This is a genomic window from Bradyrhizobium cenepequi (assembly GCF_020329485.1).
In the GTDB taxonomy this organism is placed as follows: Bacteria; Pseudomonadota; Alphaproteobacteria; order Rhizobiales; family Xanthobacteraceae; genus Bradyrhizobium; species Bradyrhizobium cenepequi.
Genome location: NZ_JAGKJI010000015.1, coordinates 108,290 through 127,238, shown reverse-complemented (window position 1 = coordinate 127,238; position 18,949 = coordinate 108,290). Strand labels below are relative to the sequence as shown.

The 18,949-nt window shown below is 63.2% G+C and carries 16 protein-coding genes and 1 pseudogene; 6 read left to right on the top strand and 11 right to left on the bottom strand.

The features are described 5' to 3' along the window. Positions 1-85 precede the first annotated feature (85 nt). Positions 86-490, top strand: coding sequence for a hypothetical protein (locus J6497_RS18105; protein ID WP_225705660.1), 405 nt, complete (start codon positions 86-88; stop codon positions 488-490). A gap of 81 nt (positions 491-571) precedes the next feature. Here the strand turns inward: J6497_RS18105 and J6497_RS18100 are convergent. Further along, positions 572-826, bottom strand: a pseudogene (locus tag J6497_RS18100) (TetR family transcriptional regulator C-terminal domain-containing protein); the annotation flags it as partial. Positions 827-1,175: 349 nt separating this feature from the next. Between J6497_RS18100 and J6497_RS18095 the strand changes: the two are divergent. Beyond that, positions 1,176-2,510, top strand: coding sequence for a carbohydrate porin (locus tag J6497_RS18095; protein WP_225705632.1), 1,335 nt, complete (start codon positions 1,176-1,178; stop codon positions 2,508-2,510). A gap of 108 nt (positions 2,511-2,618) precedes the next feature. Here the strand turns inward: J6497_RS18095 and gltA are convergent, their stop codons facing one another. Both gltA and gltX read right to left on the bottom strand, forming a co-directional pair. Then, a complete protein-coding gene (gene gltA, locus J6497_RS18090) occupies positions 2,619-3,923 on the bottom strand; it encodes a citrate synthase (protein ID WP_225705631.1) in 1,305 nt (434 codons plus the stop codon). 160 nt (positions 3,924-4,083) lie between these two features. Continuing rightward, on the bottom strand, positions 4,084-5,508 hold the full coding sequence (gene gltX, locus J6497_RS18085) for a glutamate--tRNA ligase (RefSeq protein ID WP_225705630.1): 1,425 nt from the start codon (positions 5,506-5,508) through the stop codon (positions 4,084-4,086). A gap of 225 nt (positions 5,509-5,733) precedes the next feature. On the opposite strand from gltX, the gene J6497_RS18080 reads away from it, so the two are divergent. After that, positions 5,734-7,428: a glutamine--tRNA ligase/YqeY domain fusion protein gene (locus J6497_RS18080; RefSeq protein WP_225705629.1), complete on the top strand. Its 1,695-nt coding sequence runs from the start codon at positions 5,734-5,736 to the stop codon at positions 7,426-7,428. Positions 7,429-7,438: 10 nt separating this feature from the next. After that, positions 7,439-7,831, top strand: a complete 393-nt coding sequence (locus tag J6497_RS18075; protein WP_225705659.1) for a YybH family protein — start codon at positions 7,439-7,441, stop codon at positions 7,829-7,831. A 29-nt stretch (positions 7,832-7,860) separates the two neighbouring features. Here J6497_RS18075 and glnA read toward each other — a convergent pair whose 3' ends face one another. Both glnA and J6497_RS18065 read right to left on the bottom strand, forming a co-directional pair. Then, on the bottom strand, positions 7,861-9,291 hold the full coding sequence (gene glnA / locus J6497_RS18070; protein ID WP_225705628.1) for a type I glutamate--ammonia ligase: 1,431 nt from the start codon (positions 9,289-9,291) through the stop codon (positions 7,861-7,863). A gap of 113 nt (positions 9,292-9,404) precedes the next feature. Continuing rightward, on the bottom strand, positions 9,405-9,587 hold the full coding sequence (locus J6497_RS18065) for a hypothetical protein (protein ID WP_225705627.1): 183 nt from the start codon (positions 9,585-9,587) through the stop codon (positions 9,405-9,407). Positions 9,588-9,841: 254 nt separating this feature from the next. Between J6497_RS18065 and J6497_RS18060 the strand changes: the two genes are divergently transcribed. Continuing rightward, complete coding sequence (locus J6497_RS18060; RefSeq protein WP_225705658.1) at positions 9,842-10,204, top strand: SPW repeat domain-containing protein; 363 nt, start codon at positions 9,842-9,844, stop codon at positions 10,202-10,204. 131 nt (positions 10,205-10,335) lie between these two features. Here the strand turns inward: J6497_RS18060 and J6497_RS18055 are convergent, their stop codons facing one another. Beyond that, positions 10,336-11,664, bottom strand: coding sequence for an MFS transporter (locus J6497_RS18055; protein WP_225705626.1), 1,329 nt, complete (start codon positions 11,662-11,664; stop codon positions 10,336-10,338). Positions 11,665-12,081: 417 nt separating this feature from the next. On the opposite strand from J6497_RS18055, the gene J6497_RS18050 reads away from it, so the two are divergent. After that, entirely contained in the window at positions 12,082-14,370 is a 2,289-nt protein-coding gene (locus J6497_RS18050) for a ComEC/Rec2 family competence protein (protein ID WP_225705625.1), read from the top strand. Positions 14,371-14,377: 7 nt separating this feature from the next. On the opposite strand, the gene J6497_RS18045 is transcribed toward J6497_RS18050, so the two are convergent. From J6497_RS18045 to J6497_RS18025, 5 genes are all read right to left on the bottom strand, one after another. Next, positions 14,378-14,599, bottom strand: coding sequence for a hypothetical protein (locus J6497_RS18045; protein WP_225705624.1), 222 nt, complete (start codon positions 14,597-14,599; stop codon positions 14,378-14,380). Between the two features lie 152 nt (positions 14,600-14,751). Beyond that, the gene (locus J6497_RS18040) at positions 14,752-15,177 is read right to left on the bottom strand and encodes a hypothetical protein (protein ID WP_225121953.1); all 426 of its coding nucleotides are present in this window, start codon (positions 15,175-15,177) and stop codon (positions 14,752-14,754) included. A gap of 306 nt (positions 15,178-15,483) precedes the next feature. Beyond that, on the bottom strand, positions 15,484-16,185 hold the full coding sequence (lexA, locus tag J6497_RS18035) for a transcriptional repressor LexA (protein WP_225705623.1): 702 nt from the start codon (positions 16,183-16,185) through the stop codon (positions 15,484-15,486). Between the two features lie 201 nt (positions 16,186-16,386). Further along, positions 16,387-17,598: a molybdopterin molybdotransferase MoeA gene (locus tag J6497_RS18030; RefSeq protein ID WP_225705622.1), complete on the bottom strand. Its 1,212-nt coding sequence runs from the start codon at positions 17,596-17,598 to the stop codon at positions 16,387-16,389. Positions 17,599-17,607: 9 nt separating this feature from the next. Next, positions 17,608-18,237 (bottom strand): HAD-IA family hydrolase, encoded by a 630-nt coding sequence (locus J6497_RS18025; RefSeq protein WP_225705621.1) that lies wholly within the window; start codon positions 18,235-18,237, stop codon positions 17,608-17,610. Between the last annotated feature and the right edge of the window lie 712 nt (positions 18,238-18,949).

Below are 18,949 nucleotides of genomic sequence, written 5' to 3'. Positions count from 1 at the left end.
CTCATTGACTGGGACTGGTAGTTGCCAATTTGACGATCTGACATTAATATGAAAATTGTAAGTTTGTAAGGAGATTTTCGTGGAAATGAACGAACTCACGAGGGAAGCCTTGGACGCTGCGGAGCACGCGGTCGGCGACGGTCCAGTGGTGATGATCAATCTTCTTTGGTTCCGCAACGCCCCCGAGTACCCCGCTGGCTTCGAGGGCGCTAAGCCGAACGCCCGCAGCGCCTATTATGAAGGCTATGCGGGTGCTTTCAGGACAATAGCCGAAGACCTCGGTGTGGCCTCCCAGCTCGTTTATGCGGGCAATCGCTTGAACGGACTGCTCGCCGGGCCGAACGATGATTGGGACGACATCGTCGTCGTGCGCTATGAGCGTTTCGCCGACCTTAGAAAGATCGTGGAAAGCGACGCCTACGACCGAACCGCCAACCCGCATCGGCTCGCTGGGATCGCCAACTGGCGCTTCTTCGCCAGTCGAGGTTGATGATGTCGGAACCGCCACCGCTGCTGGTGTGGGGCGCACTAGCCGGTAGGCTACTGCCGGGCAAGTTTGGTCGCGACAAGCAGCCAAGACGGCGCGCCTCCACCCCGTTCTGGGTAGGTCGCCTTCGTCTTTCGCTCGCTCGAAGCGCTCGCGAAGCCGCGTCTCGCCGGACGCGCGTGCCTCAATCAGGGCCTGGCGGACAGGTTCGGCGTCATCCGAAACCGCCAAGGCGCCGTTAATCCCGAAACATCCTCCGCGGTCAGGTTAGCGTGTGCTCAGTTCCACAGCGCCCTCAAGGATAGAGGCTGCGACCTCACGCGACGTCGGCAGCTCTAGTCTAGCTAGCCGTCGTTCACGGCCCTGTTTCAGCAGGCCTGCGCGCATCGGGCCCGGCGCCCCCCAGACTAACCGATCAGATATCCATCGGCCCGCTTAAGCCGTGCCTCGCCTTCAGCGAAGGCGTGGCTGCTTGTTGCAGTTGCGACTTAGTTGCATAAAGCTTGCTTGGTGGAACCGCTTGTGTCAATCCTGATTGCGAGTAATTCGCAACTGGGGCGGGGCGACCGTGAGCGTGAGACGTCAGATCGACGATTTCGGCGGGGTGCGCCGCAGAATTGCGAATGCATCGCAATTGCATTTTGGCGAGTCTTTCCGGCGAGTTCAGACGTCAATGGTGGTGGGCTTGGTGGCCGCGTTTCTTGTTTTCGCGCCGGCCCGCGCTGACGACGTTGCCTCGCTGAATGGCATCCCGCCGTCATCGATCGCGATCAGCCTGCCGGCCGAGGGCGATCCCATGGGCATGCGAAGATGGCTCGCGGAACGCGGGATCACTTATGGGCTGATCTACACCGGCGAAGCGCTGCGCAACCTGTCCGGAGGCATTCGGCGAGGGGGACTCTATGAGGGCAAGCTCGAAGGCTTCATCGCAGCGGACCTGGAGAAGCTCTCGGGTTGGCCGGGGCTGAGTTTCTTCGCCAACGCCTTCCAGATTCATCATACGGGTGGGCTGCGCGATCGGCATTTCGAGAGCTTGATCACGATCAGCAACATCGAGGCCGTGCCGTCGACGCGACTATCCGAGTTGTGGCTGGAGCAGACGCTGTTCGACGGCCGCTTGAGCATTCGCGCCGGCCAGCTTGCGGCCGACACCGAATTTTTCGCCAGCGACTACAGCAGGACGCTCATCAGCAGCGATTGGCCGACAATCGCTGGTGCCAACCTGCCGAGTGGCGGTCCCGCTTATCCTCTTGCCACGCCCGGCATCCGGCTGAAATTCGATCCCAGCCCAAATTGGACAGCCTTGGTCGCACTATTCAACGGCGACCCAGGCGGGCAAGCGACCGTCAATCGCACCGGCACCAATTTCCGCGTCAACGATGCGCCCTTGCTGATGGGAGAACTGCAGTATCGCTACAATCAGGACAGGCATTCGCGGGGGCTGGCCGGCACGTTGCGGCTCGGCGGATGGCACCATTTCGGGACGTTCGCCGACATGAGGTTCGACGACGCCGGCCTTTCGCAGGCAAGCCCGTTCAGCAGCGGCAACGCCCGCTTGTTTCGGGGGTCGAGCGGCATCTACGGCATCATCGATCAGCAGATCTATCGCCCCGAAGGTGGCGACGCAGCAAGCGGCATCGCCGTATTCAGTCGGATCTCGGGTACGCCATCGGATCGCAACCTGGTCGACTTCTTCCTCGACGCAGGAATAGTGTTCTCAGGCCTGCCGCCCGGCAGACCCGAGGACAAGTTCGGGGCTTCATTCATCTGCGCGCATCTCTCCGATCGGGCGCGCGCGCTCGATCGCGACATGATCGACCTAACTGGACACAATCAGCCGCTCAGAGATTTCGAGCTCACGATCGAGCTGACCTATCAGGCTCAGATCAAGCCAGGCTGGACGGTTCAGCCGGTCTTTGAATATATCGTCCATCCCGGTGGACACGTTCCGGACCCGATTGCGCCGGGGTTGCCGGTGAGAAGCGGGGCGCTGATCGGCGTGCGCAGCACGATCGCGTACTAGAGCATGATCCGGAAAAGTGGGCTCCGGCTTTAGCGCGGCGGTGGCGGCAAATGAAAACGGCGCCACCAGAAATGATGGTGCCGTTTCGAAGTTCGGAAAGCTTGATGCTTACTTCCGCTGATCGATCGGGACGTATTCGCGGCTGGCGACGCCCGTGTAGAGCTGGCGCGGGCGGCCGATCTTCTGCTGCGGATCTTCGATCATCTCACTCCACTGGCTGATCCAGCCGACGGTGCGGGCGACCGCGAACAGCACGGTGAACATCGAGACCGGGAAGCCCATCGCCTTCAGCGTGATGCCCGAATAGAAGTCGACGTTCGGATAGAGCTTGCGCTCGATGAAGTACTCGTCGTTGAGCGCGATCTTCTCCAACTCCATCGCGACCTTCAGCATCGGATCGTCGCCGTGCCCGGTCTCCTTCAGCACCGCATGACACATCTTCTGCATGATCTTGGCGCGCGGATCATAGTTCTTGTAGACGCGATGGCCGAAGCCCATCAGGCGGACTTCGCTGTTCTTGTCCTTCACCTTCGCGATGAAGTCCGGGATGTTTTCGACCTTGCCGATGCCGTAGAGCATGTTCAGCGCGGCCTCGTTGGCGCCGCCATGTGCCGGGCCCCAAAGGCAGGCGATGCCGGCCGCGATGCAGGCGAACGGGTTGGCGCCCGAGGAGCCGGCGATGCGCACTGTGGAGGTCGACGCATTCTGCTCGTGGTCGGCATGCAGGATGAAGATCTTCTCCAGTGCGTCCGCCAGCACCGGGTTGATCTTGTATTCCTCGCAGGGCACGCCGAAGCACATATTGAGGAAGTTCTCGGCGAACTTCAGCGAGTTCTTCGGATACATGAAGGGCTGACCGATGGTGTATTTGTAGGCCATCGCCGCCAGCGTCGGGATCTTCGCGATCATGCGCATGGAAGCGATCATGCGCTGCTGCGGATCATTGATGTCGGTGGAGTCGTGGTAGAACGCGGCAAGTGCGCCGACGGCTGCGACCATTATCGCCATCGGATGAGCGTCGCGGCGGAAGCCCTGGAAGAAGCGCGCCATCTGCTCGTGCACCATCGTATGATGCGTGACGCGGAAGTCGAAATCCTTCTTCTGCGCCGGAGTCGGAAGCTCCCCGTAGAGCAGAAGATAGCAGGTCTCGAGGAAGTCGCCGTGCTCGGCGAGCTGCTCGATCGGATAGCCGCGGTATTCGAGGATACCGGCGTCGCCGTCGATATAGGTGATCTTGGACTCGCAGCTCCCCGTCGAGGTGAAGCCCGGGTCGTAGGTGAACACGCCGGCCTGGCTGTACAGCTTGCCGATGTCGATGACATCAGGGCCGACGGTGCCACTCAGGATCGGGAAATCGTAGTTCTTGTTGCCGATCGTGAGGGTGGCTGCTTTGCTGCTGGATTTTGCGTCCATCGTGTTGTCCCCGATGAATTTGTTGCGAAAATCGAACCTGCCCGAGGTGCCATTCTACGGCGGATGTCGGGACAGGCCGGATTGTCTAGAAGACGTCGCCAGATGGGTAGCTTATTGCCCACTGCGCTGCAAGATGGACCCTCGGAGGGGCATGGCGGGCTTACGCAGCCGCCTGATCACCCAACCGGGCAAGACTTTCCTCCCGCCCCAATACCGCCAGGACATCGAAAATACCCGGCGAGGTGGTGCGCCCGGTCAGCGCTACCCGAAGCGGTTGGGCGACAGCGCCAAGCTTGAGAGTGTTCTGCTCCGCGAAATTCCGCATGGCGGCTTCCGTGGTCTCCAGCCGCCAGTCGGTGACGGTGTCGAGCGCTGCGCGTAGCTTTCCGATCAGCGCGCGTGTCTCCGGCGTCAGCAGCGCGGCGGCCTTGGGCTCGATCTCGATCGGCCGGTCGGCGAAGATGAAGGAGGCGCCCGCGATCAATTCGATCAGCGTCTTGGCGCGCTCCTTCAGGCTCGGCATCGCCCGCAGCAATTGCGCGCGCGTCTCGTCGTTGAGCTTGGCCTTGATGGCAGCGCCGCTCGGAACGTAGTCCAGGATGTTCTCGAACTGAGTCACGAGGGCTTGATCGTCGCTGTGCCGGATGTAGTGGCCGTTGAGGTTCTCCAGCTTGGCGAAATCAAACCGCGCCGCCGAACGGCCGATCGCCGGCAGGTCGAACGCCTCGATCATTTCCTGCGTGGAGAAGATCTCCTGGTCGCCGTGGCTCCAGCCGAGCCGGACCAGGTAGTTGCGCAGCGCCGCCGGCAGGTAGCCCATCGCGCGATAGGCATCGACGCCAAGCGCGCCGTGGCGCTTGGAGAGCTTCGAGCCGTCGGGGCCATGGATCAACGGGATATGGGACATGCTCGGGATGTTCCATTCCAGCGCGTCGTAGATCTGCTTCTGACGCGCGGCGTTGATGAGGTGATCATCGCCGCGGATCACATGGGTAACGCCCATGTCATGATCGTCGACCACCACCGCCAGCATATAGGTCGGCGTGCCGTCGCCGCGGAGCAGGACAAGGTCGTCGAGGTTCTCGTTTTGCCAGACCACGCGGCCCTGGACCTGATCCTCGATCACGGTCTCGCCGGTCTGGGGCGCCTTCAGCCGGATCGTTGGTTTGATGCCGGGCAGCGCGTCGGCCGGATCACGGTCGCGCCACATTCCATCGTAGAGGCGGGTGCGGCCCTCGGCGCGGGCCTTCTCGCGCATAGCGGCCAGTTCCTCCGCAGTGGCATAGCATCGGTAGGCTCGCCCGGCCGCGAGCAGTTGCTCGGCGACCTCGCGGTGGCGGGCGGCGCGGCTGAACTGGTAGACGACTTCGCCGTCCCAATTGAGCTCAAGCCAGGTCAGGCCATCCAGGATGGCATCGATCGCCTCCTTGGTGGAGCGCTCGCGGTCGGTGTCCTCGATCCGGAGCAGCATCTTGCCGCCGTGCTTCCTGGCATAGAGCCAGTTGAAGAGCGCGGTGCGGGCACCCCCGATATGGAGGAAGCCGGTCGGCGAGGGGGCAAAGCGTGTGACGACGGAATCAGACATGACCGGATGCGGGCTCAGGCTTCGAACGGCGCTGGTGTATAGCAGGAACAACGCATAACTAAAGCCTTGGCCTTACCAAAAAGCCTTGGGCTCTCCAAAAGCAGCCTCGAAAGCGGACTTGGCGGGCCGGGACGAATTTGGCAGAAGGGCGGCTGATCCCATATTTGAGCATGATCTTTCGGAAATACGGCTTCCAGCTTTTCGGATCATGCATAGGAACCCTCGATGACGACAGAACCAGTGGCGGCAGAAACGGCGGCGGAGACCGGGCGCGATTTCATTCGCGACATCGTCCAGGCCGACCTCGCTGCAAAGAAGCACGGCCACGTCGTGACGCGCTTCCCGCCGGAGCCGAACGGCTACCTGCATATCGGTCACGCCAAGTCGATCGCACTTAACTTCGGCATCGCGCAGGAGTTTCCCGGCCACTGCAACCTGCGCTTCGATGACACCAATCCGACCAAGGAAGAGCAGGAATATATCGATTCAATCCAGGCCGACGTGCGCTGGCTCGGCTACGACTGGGGCGATCATCTCTACTATGCCTCGGACTATTTCGAGCGCCTCTACGAATGGGCCGAGAGCCTGATCAGGCAGGGCGACGCCTATGTCGACGACCAGAGCCAGGAGGAGATTCGCCTCTCGCGCGGCACGCTGACCGAGCCCGGCAAGAACTCTCCCTATCGCGACCGCTCGGTGGAAGAGAACCTCGACCTGTTCCGCCGCATGAAAGCCGGCGAGTTCCCGAACGGCACACGCGTGCTGCGGGCGAAGATCGACATGGCCTCAGGCAACATCAACATGCGCGACCCGGTGCTGTATCGGATCCTGCACGCGCACCATCCGCGCACCGGCGACAAATGGTCGATCTATCCAAGCTACGACTATGCCCACGGCCAGTCGGATGCGATCGAGGGCATCACGCACTCGCTCTGCACGCTCGAGTTCGAGGACCATCGGCCGCTCTATGATTGGCTGCTCGAGAAGCTGCCGGTGCCGTCCAAGCCCAGGCAGTACGAATTTGCGCGCCTGAACCTCACCTACACGCTGCTCTCCAAGCGCGTGCTGACCCAGCTCGTGCGCGAGGGGCATGTCGCCGGCTGGGATGATCCGCGCATGCCCACCATCGCGGGATTGAAGCGGCGCGGCGTGCCGCCGGCGGCGATCCGCGAATTCGTCAAGCGCATCGGGGTTGCCAAGTCCAACAGCGTGGTCGACGTCGGCATGCTGGAGTTCTGCATCCGCGAGGAGCTGAACCGCACCGCGCTCCGGCGCATGGCGGTGCTGCGGCCGCTCAAGGTGGTGATCGAGAATTATCCGGAAGGGCAGATCGAGGAGATCGAGGCGATCAACCATCCCGACGATCCCGCAGCCGGCACCCGCAAGGTCGCCTTCGGCCGCGAGCTCTATATCGAGCGCGACGACTTCATGGAGAATCCGCCGAAGAAATTCTTCCGCCTCTCGCCGGGCACTGAAGTGCGGCTGCGCTACGCCTATTTCATCAAGTGCACCGGCGTCGTCAAGGACGACGCCGGCGAGATCGTCGAACTCCGCTGCACCTATGATCCCGCGACCAAGGGTGGCAATGCGCCCGACGGTCGCAAGGTGAAGGCGACCATGCACTGGCTGCCGGCGGCACAGTCGAAACCGGCCGAGATCCGCATCTACAACCAGCTGTTCGCGACGCCCAGTCCGGACGCCGGCAACTTCGCCGCCGATCTCAATCCGCAGTCGCTGGAAGTGCTCAAGGACGCGCGCATCGAGCCGGCGATCGCGGAAAGCAATTCGAACGAGGTGATGCAGTTCGAACGCCAGGGCTATTTCGTTCGCGATCCGGACTCGACGGCGGACAAGCCGGTGTTCAACCGTACCATCGGCCTGCGCGACACCTTTGCCAAGGAAGTCGGCGGCAAGAGTTGAGGTGAGCGAGATGCAGGGCGAAGCCGACGAGATCGTCTCCGCTATCATGGCAAAATGGTCCGCCGGCTTCAGCAGGCTGGATGCCACAGCACTCGCCTCGCTCTATTCGGAGAGCGCATTCTTCTTCGGCTCCAACCCGACGCTCTATCGCGGCAGGGAAGGGGTTTCGGCCTACTTCAATGGCTTGCCGCGGTGGCGCTCTCCGACCGTTCAATTTTCCGACGTGAACGCGGCACAGGTCGGCCTTGACGTAGTCAACATGGCCGGCACCGCGACATTCTTCCTAGGTGAGGATGATCCCACGCTCTCAGTCAAGATCACCTGGGTCATCATCCGCGAGGACGGCGACTGGAGAATCGCCAGCCATCACGTTTCATCGAAGACGCCGCTGATTGACCGATAGGCCGGTCGCCCGCCACGCAGCGGTCGTCGCTAGATGTCGTAATAGAGATGGAACTCGTAAGGATGCGGGCGTAGCCGGATTGGATCGACCTCTTTCTTCCGCTTGTAGTCGAGCCAGGTTTCGATCACGTCGGCGGTGAAGACGTCGCCACACAGCAGGAAGGCTTGATCTCGCTGGAGCGCGTCGAGGGCCTGATCCAGCGACCCGGGCGTGGACTTCACATCCTTGGCCTCGGCGGGCGGCAGGTCATAGAGATTCTTGTCGATCGGGCTGCCCGGGTCGATGCGGTTGTTGATGCCGTCAAGGCCGGCCATCAGCATCGCGGAGAAGGCCAAATAGGGATTGCACGAAGGATCCGGCGAGCGAAACTCGACGCGCTTGGCCTTCGGGTCCGGCGAATACATCGGGATGCGGCAACAGGCCGAGCGGTTGCGCTGGGAGTAGACGAGGTTGATCGGAGCCTCATAGCCCGGCACCAGGCGCCGATAGGAGTTCGTGGTGGGCGCGCAAAGTCCGCATAGCGCCCAGGCATGAGTCAGGAGACCGCCGATATAGTAGCGGGCAAGCTGGCTCAGCTCGGCATAGTCGCCCCTGTCGTAGAACAGATTGGTCTCGCCCTTCCACAGCGACTGGTGAACGTGCATCCCTGAAGCGTTGTCCTCGAACAGCGGCTTGGGCATGAACGTTGCGGTCATGCCATGTTGCTTCGCGGTGTTCTTCACCACGTATTTGTAGATCATCAGATTGTCCGCCATGCGCGTGAGCGTCGTGAAGCGCATATCGATCTCATTCTGGCCGCCAGTCGCGACCTCATGGTGATGGGCTTCGATCTGGATCCCGAGTTCTTCCATCGTCAGCACCATTTCGGTGCGGAGATCCTGCATGCTGTCGGTTGGGGGAACGGGAAAGTACCCTTCTTTCGGGCGCGGCTTGTGGCCCAGATTTGGCATTTCCTCCTTGCCGGTGTTCCAACTGCCTTCGCCGGAATCGATTTCGTGGAAGGCGTAGTTGATGCCCTGTCCATAGCGGACGTCGTCGAACACAAAGAACTCCGCCTCCGGGCCGAAATAGCTCGTATCGGCGCGTCCGCTGCCTTTGAGATGGGTCTCAGCTTTCTGCGCGATGTGGCGGGCATCGCGGCTATAGGATTGGCCGGTCACGGGATCGCGGATGTTGCAGATCAGAACCAGGGTCGATGCCGGCGAATAGGGATCGAGGAAGGCCGTGGTCGGGTCCGGGACAACCAGCATGTCGCTTTCCTGGATCTCCTGAAAGCCGCGGATCGATGAGCCGTCGAATCCGATGCCGTCGCTCAGGGCATCGGTACTCGCCGCGCTCGGGGGGACGGAAAAATGTTGCCACACCCCCGGCAGGTCGGTGAAGCGCAGGTCGATCATCTGCACCTTCTCATCCGTGATCGCCCTCACAAGATCTTCGGCTGTCGCACATTTCGGAAACATGGCTTCACTCCTGTCATGCAGAGCCGCCTCTTGGAGGCCCATTGCCGTTCGGCCGCGGCCTGGAGGCCTGCGATGGGTCCTGCTCCACATTCGGCGTTGCCGCGCCGGCAGCTTCAGCTTTGGTGCGGCCCGCGCATCAGCTTCATGGCGTCTTCGATATGGCGCCAGGTTCTGGCCAGGTCGACGTCGCCTTTAGCCTCGAGCTCGATGGCATTCTGGGCAGCCTCAGCAATGGCCTTGGCGCCATGTGCTTCCAAGAGCTGCCGCGCATAGTCGTGGATCTCGATTTCTCGCATGGCGTCATCCTCCTCTCGTTCTGGGCGCAACCGTGAATTCCGGTCGGGCCGAGAGCCGTGGGCACTGACACCTCGTCAAGCGCACGCAGTGTGCATCCTGCTGCAGCGCACTTGCAAGAGTGCTTTGCGGGTGATGGCCCGTCCGCCATTGGAGTGCGGCTCCGGAGCGCTGGCAGCGGCAACACAACGCAGGTCGGATGGGTATCTTTCCGGCGCCGCTCTGCCATCTTCATAGGAGAGGGGAGGTGAGCATCATGCGCATTCAACACTGGCAGGACGTTGCCAGCTTGTTGGTGGGTGTGTGGCTGGTCGTGTCGCCCTTTGCCCTCGGCTTCGCCGGGGCGGCCGTCTGGATCACCATTGCGCTTGGGTTGGCTGTCATCCTGTTTGCCGTCGAGGCATTTGTCATTCCATCCTATCTGGAGGAATGGGGAGAGATGCTGCTCGGACTGGCTCTGCTGCTGGCACCTTGGACGGTCGGCTACGAGCAGGTCTCGGCGACGGCAAGCAGCGTGCTGTCGGGCATACTGGTGATCTTCCTCGCCGGCTGGGAGCTGCTGACGGATCGTGATTTCACCACCTGGTGGCACGATCGTTGGCATCACCGGGCCGGCTGAGAAGGTGGGTTGGGCGAACCATTGGTCCGACCGCTACTCGGTAGCGGCCGGTACGATGAAGTTGTGCTGCGCTTGCCGGAACGCGGACGGCCTGCCGCGGGGCTTGGTGGCCCCGCGGCGAGGCTATTCCGTCACGATGCGGTTCTCGGTTCGACCGGCTCCCAGATGCTGATCTTGCGCGTCTCCGGCATCAGGAAAACGGCGAGCACGAAGCAGACCGCAGGAACGACGATCGGATAGATCAGCGCGTAGCCGACGCTGCCGGTGGCGGCGAAAGCTGCCGAGGTGATGAACGGCACCAAGCCGCCGCCCCAGCCGTTGCCGATGTGATACGGCACCGACACCGATGTGTACCGGATCCTGCTGGGGAAGAATTCCGCCAGGAACGCGCCGACCGGCCCGTACACCATCCCGACGTAACAGACGAGGATGAAGATGATGAAGATCGCGATCGGATAGTTGATGTTTCCGGGCTGCGTGACCGCTCCGAGCCACAGATACAGCGGATAATAGGTGATGGCGGCAAGCAGCATGCCTCCCAGGATCACCGGCTTGCGGCCGATCAGGTCCGACAGCCAGCCAAAGAATATCAGGCTCGGCGTCGCGATAAGCAGCGCGGCCCCGACGATGTAGGCCGAGGTCAGAGCGTCGACCTTGGAGACCTGTTGCAGGAAGTACAGCGCCCAGAACTGACCGCTGTACCAGACCACGCCCTGTCCGATCAGGACGACGGTGGCGATCCCAATGTATTTGATGTTCGCGCTCAGGAACGCTTCTTTCCAGGGGTTCCTGGTCATCTGCCCGCGGGCCTTGATCTCTTGGAAGATCGGAGTCTCCTGGAGCTGGAGGCGGATGTAGATGGCGATGGCCACCAGCAGGAACGAGAGCAGGAACGGAATGCGCCATGCCCATTCGTTGAAGGTCTGATCGCCGAACCAGGTCCGGGTCAGGATGATCACGGCCAGCGACACCACGATCCCGAGCGTCGGTGAGGTCTGCAGCCAGCCGGTGTAGTAGCCGCGCCTGTCATCGGGAACATGCTCGGCGACGTAGGTGATGGCGCCGCCATATTCGCCGCCCAGGCACAGACCCTGGATCATGCGCAGGCCGAACAGCACGAATGCGGCGGTAAGGCCGATCGACTGGTAGGTCGGGATCAGGCCGATCGCGCCCGTCCCCAGTCCCATTCCGCTGAGCGTAATGAGGAACGTATACTTGCGGCCCACCCGATCGCCCATCCACCCAAAGAGGAAGGCTCCGAGCGGACGGATGAGGAAGCCTGCGGTGAACAGGGCGATCGTGCTAAGCAGGGCTGCGACAGGGTGGGATTGTTCGAAGAACTTGACCGACAGGACGGCGGCCAGGCTGCCAAAGATATAGAAGTCATACCACTCGATGACGTTTCCGACCGACGCAGCCACGATCACGCGGCGAAAATCGCTTGGTACTTGAATTGCCATGTGCTGCTCCCATTAGTTCAAAGACTTTCTCCTCACGTTTTTCAGCGCTCTGTTCGCTCGCGGAGTACGCGTGATGCGCGACGCTCCAGGCCTGATTTGCGAGTTGCGTCCGCAACGCTTGTCTCAGGCAAGCCTTGAACCACCTGAGAAGAGCTCCAGCGGTCTCCAAACCGCGAGCCACCACTGCCTCTTTTCCGTTTGTACGGGCGGAGGCACCACCGCAGTCTAATCCTCAATGGCGCTGCTGCCTTATGAGACTTTCGGCTCAATCGGGCTTGAAGCCGACTGAGCAACCAACACGGGATCAGGAGTGCACCGGCGGGGCGCTCTTTCCTCCGTATTCTGCATCTGTTCCGCTATCCCGCGGATACTTGCATCCGGTAGCTTTGCAGAAGCAGGGATGTTCCAGGGCGCAGGATGGCGGACGAGGGCAGGACGCCGGGCGGCAGGCGCGGCTATGCCGGCACCTGGCCGCCCCGCGAGGCGGTGGCGCCGGCGGGTGGTTATGCTCCGATCAATGTCGGCGCCTTGCCCCCAATCGTCGAGACACTGCGCCAATGGGCCCGTGCCGAGGCGGGCGCCGGGCGGCTTCTGCCGTGGGTGCCGGTCGCGTTCGGCATCGGCATCGCGCTCTACTTCACCGCCGACCATGAACCGGTGCTGTCGATCGCGGCCACGGTCGCGGTCGCGCTGTGCGCTCTCGCGTTCCTGCTCAGGCGGCGGCAGGCGTTCGCCGCCGCCGTCATGATTGCCGTCGTTGCGGCGGGGTTCGCGGTTGCCACCTGGCGAACCGCGCGGGTCGCGCATGTCGTGCTGGCGCGGCCGTTGTTTTCGGTGTCGCTCACCGGATTTGTCGAGACGCGTGACATCCGCGAGCGCACCGATCGCTTCGTGCTGCGAGTCGCCAGCATCGAAAGCCAACGGGGTGCGCCGAAGCTTGAGCGCGTTCGGCTGTCGGTGAAGAAGGGCACTGCCCCTGAAGTCGGCAGTTTTGTCGAACTGAAGGCGCGGCTGCAGCCGCCGCTCGCACCTTTGCGGCCTGGCAGCTACGATTTCGGCCGCGATCTCTATTTCCAGGGCATCGGCGCCTCCGGTTTCGTGCTGGGCGCGATCAAGACGACGGCGCCGCCGGAAGGCCGTGGGCTTGCGCTGCGCTATGCGGCGTTCATGCAGGGCATGCGCGATGCGATCGACGCGCGCATCCGCAGCGTGCTCGAGGGCGATAATCGCGCGATCGCGACCGCGCTGCTGACCGGCCGGCGCGATGCGATCTCCGGGCCGGTGAATGACGCGATGTTCGTCTCGGGGCTCGGTCACGTGCTGTCGATCTCGGGCTATCACATGGCTGTGGTCGCAGGCGTGGTCTTCTTCGCGGTGCGGGCGTTGCTCGCGCTGTTTCCGGTGCTCACCGTGAGCTTTCCGATCAAGAAATGGTCTGCCGCCGCGGCGCTGGTCGCTGCCGCGCTCTATCTCCTGCTCTCGGGTGCGGAGGTCGCGACCCAAAGGTCGTTCTTCATGACGGCAGTGGTGCTGATCGCCGTGATGGTCGACCGCCGCGCGGTGACGTTCCGGACGCTCGCAGTCGCGGCCATGATCGTGCTCGCGATCGCGCCTGAAGCGCTGGTGCATCCGAGCTTCCAGATGTCGTTTGCGGCCACCCTCGGGCTGGTGGCGTTGGTGCAGATCGGAATGCCGCATCTGTTCGCCGCGCCCGATCATTCCACGACCGCCCGGATCGCGCTGTGGGGCGGGCGGGAGGTCGCGATGCTGCTGCTCGCTTCGCTGGTGGCAGGGCTTGCGACCACGCCCTACGCCGCCTTCCACTTCCACCGGGTGGCGCCCTTTGGCGTGCTCGCCAATCTCGCGGCGATGCCGGTGGTGTCGGCGCTGGTGATGCCGGCCGGGCTGCTCGGCCTGCTGGCGATGCCGTTCGGCTTCGACGGCGTGTTCTGGGCCATCATGGGCACTGGGATCGACTGGATGGTCATCGTCGCGCAGTGGGTCGCCGCGCTGCCGGGCGCGGTCGGCCGCATCGGTGCGTTCGGGATCGGCCCATTGATCGCTGCGAGCCTTGGCATCATCGTGCTCGGGCTATTGCGCACGCCGCTGCGTTTCGTCGGCGCGGCCGTGCTTCTTGTTGCGGCGGTCTGGGCGGTGAGGGCGCCGCTGCCGGACATCCTGATTTCCGGCGACGGCCGCAATGTTGCGGTCCGCGGCGGTGACGGGCGGTTGCACCTGATGCGGACCGCAAAGGACGCCTTCCTGGCCAAGGAATGGCTCGCCGCGGACGCCGATGCCCGGACCGCAAGCGATCCGTCGCTCACGGAGGGCGTGTCCTGCGATGAGGGCGGCTGCGTGACGCCTGCGGCGGGTGGCGCGTTCATCGCGCTCACGCAGCGCGCTGAGGCGCTCGCAGACGATTGCGAGCGGGCGGCACTGATCGTGACTGCAAGTTCGGTACCGCATGGCTGCGCCGCGGCGGTCATCGATGCCGAGCGCCTGCGGCGGCAAGGCGCGCTGGCGCTGCGGCGGAACCGGAAAGGCTTCGTCATCGATGCGGCCAAACCTGCCGGGCTCAACCGCCCGTGGTCGCCCGCGATCTCAGGCGAAGGCAAGCCCGAGACCACGATCCGAATCCAGGGAACATCAGCGCCGCGCGCCATCGATGCGACCCCGTCCGAATCCGACCTGCAGTCGGAAGACTGAGCCCTCATCAATCTCCGCCGGCGTTGGCCGGCAGTTCGAACGCGCCGAGCCGGAATTCGTCCGAGCCGTCCGAATACGACGGCATTCGAACGAGCGTAAACGTCGCATCCGGAAATCGCTCCCAGATCGCGAGGTCTTCCGCCGCGACCGTAAGCCAGCCGAACCTGAACATGTATCGGCCCGGCTCGGTCACGCGTCCAGCTCGTTGCCATGTGATCTTGGTGACCACGGATCACGCTCCCCCTCGGCGAAATGAAGCCTCGTTCAACACAAAATCAGATGCGCCCCCGGATCGGCTCCGGGGCCGCTCAAAACATTTTGCTTGTCACTCGCGGCAACGTTCCGCCGGCCGAAACCGGCGGCGCACGCTGGGCGAGGCAGTCAGCCGATGAACAGCGGGTTCGGCGCGGGCCGCTGCTCGACCGCCTTCTGCGCCGGCTCGGCAACATGATGCGTCACGGGCAATTGCAGCACGGTCGCCCGCTGCCCTTCGCAGAGCTGGGTCACCAGCACATGGCTGCCATCGGGGAATTCGATCGCGTCGTGATGACGATCCCGAATATGCGGATCAATCTGGTTGAACTTGCCGACGCGGAAGCCGGTCGTCTTGGTCCAGATCCAGCGATTGTCGTAACGGACGTTATCGGCGAACGCGAGCTCGGTCCCGGGAAGCATGCAGACCGCAACCGTCGGATCGCTTTCCGAAGCGAAGCCGCGGGTCGAGGTGCCGCGGAAGGTGGTGGTGATGAGCGTCTCTCCAACCTGGGCGGGACGCGTCGCCACGGCGTGCAGGCTATAGTCACACATCGGATTGCTCCTCATTCGAGATAGCCGACCCGGGCCTGGGAAGAGGCGCAGGCCTCTATCAGAGTGGACGATAACTTATGAGCTTCTGCTTCGTTCTTGGCATTTGTACGGCTCGCGTCTTTTGACCGTTCACAAACACGATAGCGAGGCGCTGCCGCACGTCATGTTGCACAGAAGAGCCCCGGCCGACTACCGGGACTCTCATTCTAATCATTCTAAGTAGTTCTTGCCACCAAGCAGATTTCTCAGCGCCCAGCAGGGGCAGAGCACCCACCCGAGTACCAGGCGGGCTGCTGCGTCGGCGGCTCAGTACTTGCGATAAAGTCCGATCAGCTTGCCCTGGATCCGCACCCGGTTCGGCGGCAGGATGCGCACTTCGTAGGCCGCATTGGCAGGCTCAAGCGCGATCGACGCGCCGCGGCGACGGAAGCGCTTCAGCGTCGCCTCCTCCTCATCGATCAGCGCCACCACGATGTCGCCGGTGTTGGCGGTGTCGTTGCGCTGGATCAGCGCCATGTCGCCGTCGAGGATGCCGGCCTCCACCATGGAATCGCCACGCACCTCGAGCGCATAATGTTCGCCGGAGCCGAGCATGTCGGGCGGCACGCTGATCGTGTGGCTGCGGGTCTGCAGCGCCTCGATCGGCGTACCCGCCGCAATCCGGCCCATCACGGGCACCGCAACGGGACGGTTGCCGTCATCCTCGACCGCGGGCGGGCTGCTGGTGCGCCTGCCGAGCGTGCCCTCGATGACGCTCGGCGTGAATCCGCGACGGCCGTTGCTGGCGGCCGCCAGCTCAGGAAGCTTGATTACCTCGATCGCGCGGGCGCGGTTCGGCAGGCGGCGGATGAAGCCCCGTTCCTCCAGCGCCGTGATCAGGCGGTGGATGCCGGACTTCGAGCGCAAGTCGAGTGCGTCCTTCATCTCGTCGAAGGAAGGAGGCACACCGGCCTCTTTCAGCCGTTCGTTGATGAAACGCAGAAGTTCATACTGTTTGCGCGTAAGCATCGCGAGCATTCCCCCGGTTGGTAGCGTCGTTCGATCCGAGACTTGAGAAGAGCTGATCTCGGGAGTCACGCACTCCCATTCGTAGACAGCGAGTTTCGAAACAAATCATGAACGGACACTATATGTTCGATATGTGTTCTGCAACCACTTAATTTCCGGTGAACGCGATCAGAAATGGCCAAATAGGTGCTGGTCGCGGCTTCATTCAGGCAATCGGAGGATGTCGCACGGCGTGCCCTTCGGCGCTGCCGGCGCGAACGGCGGACGCATCACAAGTGCCTGCGCCGCAGTGAGATTCCCAAGCAGCGAACTGTCCTGCCGGGTGACCGGCGTTGCGATCAGCGTGCCGTCGTCACGCTCTTCGAGCAGCGCACGAAGATAATCTTCGCGCTGATCATTGGCCGCGAGATCGCGGCCGAGCAGGGCGCTTTCCCTGACGTGATGGATCGTCGAGCGGCCGAGCAGGGCCCGAATCAACGGCACCAGGAACAGGTAGGCGCAGACATAGGACGACACCGGATTGCCGGGCAGGCCGATCACCCGCATCGCGCCGTGCCGGCCATGCATCATCGGCTTGCCCGGCCGCATCGCGATCTTCCAGAACGCCATGGTGACGCCCTCGGCCTCGAGCGAGGGTTTCACGAGGTCATGGTCGCCCACCGATGCGCCGCCGGTCGTGACGAGGATGTCGGTGCCCGCGGCATGCGCGCGGCGGATGCCTTCGGTGGTCGCGGCAACCGTGTCGGCGGCGACCCCCAGGTCGATCGTCTCGGCGCCTTCGGCGCGCGCCAGCGCCCGCAGCGCATAGCCGTTGGAATAGACGATCTGCCCCGGGCCCGGAGAGGAGCCCGGCATCACCAGTTCGTCGCCCGTCGCGAGCACGGCCACCTTGGGCCGGCGCCGCACGGGAAGTTCCGGATAGTTCATCGACGCCGCCAGCGACAGTGCGCGGTCGGTCAGCCGGCTTCCGTGCCTGAGCAGCACGTCGCCCTCGCGGAAATCGATCCCGGCCGGCCGGATATGCCGCCCGGCGATGGCAGCCTCGGTGATGGTGATGTGATCGCCATCAACCCTGGTGTCTTCCTGGATCACGACGGCATCGGCGCCAGCGGGAATGACGCCGCCGGTGAAGATCCGCGCGGCTTCGTGCGGACCAAGTTCCCGATCGAACGGCCGGCCCGCGGCGACTTCGCCGATCACCTTCAGCCGCGCGCTGAGATCGGCGGCATCGGCTGATCGCACCGCATAGCCATCCATCGCCGACATCGCCTGCGGCGGCTGGGTGCGTTTTGCCGCGACATCATGCGCGAGCGTGCGGTGATAGGCGGCATCGAGCGCGACCATCTCTTCCGGCAAAGGTTCCGCGCCGGCGAGGACCGCGGCGAGCGCATCGGCGACCGGCATCAGAGCCACGGGCAACTCCTAAATTCCAAGCGCGAGAAGCGCGTTCGTCACATCATCTGCAGATGTGACGTGAATGGCGTTAAGGCCTGCCACCCGTGCGCCGCGGATGTTCTCGGCGGAATCGTCGAAGAACACGATGCGCGAAGCCGGCGCCCCGATCGCCTTCACGACGTAATCATAGGCTTCCGCGTCAGGTTTCCGAAGCCCGATCGTCGATGAGAAGAAAATCTGCCGAAAGTGGCCGAGCACGTCCGAATAGGCTGTCGAGAAATGCTCGATATGAGGCGGATTGGTGTTCGAGAAAGCGTAGAGCGGCAGCCGCGTTTTGGCGCGTGCGAGGTGCTCGGCGATTCCCGGTATCTCGCCGGCGAAGATCGCGTTCCAGCCTTCCAGGAACTGGGCGTCGGAGATGCTGATGCCGAGCGACCGCCGCAGGCTTGCGAAGAAGGCGGCGTCATCGATCTTACCGACCTCGTGATGCCTGAAACTCTCGTCCATGACAAAGCGGGTGGCGAGCTCGGCAGGCTCGCAGCCGGCATGGCCGGCCCAGGTGGTCATCACCTTGCCGAAATCGATATCGAGCACGACACGGCCGAGGTCGAACAAGAGAACGTCGGCAGAGCCAGGGGAGAGAGACGGTTGGTTCATGGCGACGGTGGTGTACGAAAATCTCGAGAAGGCGGCAATGTCTTCGTTTACGGGTAGGATGGGTAGCGCGCAGCGAAACCCATCTGCTTTGGAGCGAGCCGCGCGAATGATGGGTTTCGCTGCGCTCTACCCATCCTACGACTGTCGTCCCGCGAAGGCGGGGACCCATAACCACAGGGAGGTGTTGTGGCGCGAGCAAGCGGTTGCAGCGGGCCACATCGCGTAGGCCTGTGGTTATGGGTCCCGGCTCCCGGCTACGCCAAGTGGCTTCGCCGCGGCACGCAAGGCCGGGACGACGCGGGGAGAGAGCGGATTCAAATTTCAAACGGCGGAGGAGATGTGAGTCCGCATTCTCGCGGCGCTTGGCGCCCGAGCTTTGCTTCAGTTTCCACCCTCTTATTGAACAGAGGGCGCAGGGAAAGCCGGGTGCCGGTTGCACCCGTGGGCCCCGTGCAACAAAAAGCACGGGGGTAGGACCACAGGTCAACCGGAGCAACACCGGCTTTCCCTGCGCAGTGGTTTACGGCTTACTTCGTGCTCTTCCCGGTGACCGGGCTTTCTTGCCACCGTCATCCGCGGCAGCTCTTGCTGCTCGCGTACTTAGCGCCAGCGTCGGGGCGCCAGAACCACACGACTTCGCCGTCCGCCCCATGCGCACTCGTCCGTTGCGCAATCCGCGTCCACCGCATCCCACCGCAACACTCGTGACGAT

Coding starts and splice junctions, on each gene's coding strand:
- gltA (WP_225705631.1), bottom strand. CDS start 3,923: ATGGACGCAAAATCCAGCAGCAAAGCAGCCACCCTCACGATCGGCAAC.
- J6497_RS18025 (WP_225705621.1), bottom strand. CDS start 18,237: ATGAACCAACCGTCTCTCTCCCCTGGCTCTGCCGACGTTCTCTTGTTC.
- glnA (WP_225705628.1), bottom strand. CDS start 9,291: ATGTTTCCGAAATGTGCGACAGCCGAAGATCTTGTGAGGGCGATCACG.
- J6497_RS18080 (WP_225705629.1), top strand. CDS start 5,734: ATGACGACAGAACCAGTGGCGGCAGAAACGGCGGCGGAGACCGGGCGC.
- gltX (WP_225705630.1), bottom strand. CDS start 5,508: ATGTCTGATTCCGTCGTCACACGCTTTGCCCCCTCGCCGACCGGCTTC.
- J6497_RS18105 (WP_225705660.1), top strand. CDS start 86: ATGAACGAACTCACGAGGGAAGCCTTGGACGCTGCGGAGCACGCGGTC.
- J6497_RS18065 (WP_225705627.1), bottom strand. CDS start 9,587: ATGCGAGAAATCGAGATCCACGACTATGCGCGGCAGCTCTTGGAAGCA.
- J6497_RS18040 (WP_225121953.1), bottom strand. CDS start 15,177: ATGTGTGACTATAGCCTGCACGCCGTGGCGACGCGTCCCGCCCAGGTT.
- J6497_RS18050 (WP_225705625.1), top strand. CDS start 12,082: ATGGCGGACGAGGGCAGGACGCCGGGCGGCAGGCGCGGCTATGCCGGC.
- lexA (WP_225705623.1), bottom strand. CDS start 16,185: ATGCTTACGCGCAAACAGTATGAACTTCTGCGTTTCATCAACGAACGG.
- J6497_RS18075 (WP_225705659.1), top strand. CDS start 7,439: ATGCAGGGCGAAGCCGACGAGATCGTCTCCGCTATCATGGCAAAATGG.
- J6497_RS18060 (WP_225705658.1), top strand. CDS start 9,842: ATGCGCATTCAACACTGGCAGGACGTTGCCAGCTTGTTGGTGGGTGTG.
- J6497_RS18055 (WP_225705626.1), bottom strand. CDS start 11,664: ATGGCAATTCAAGTACCAAGCGATTTTCGCCGCGTGATCGTGGCTGCG.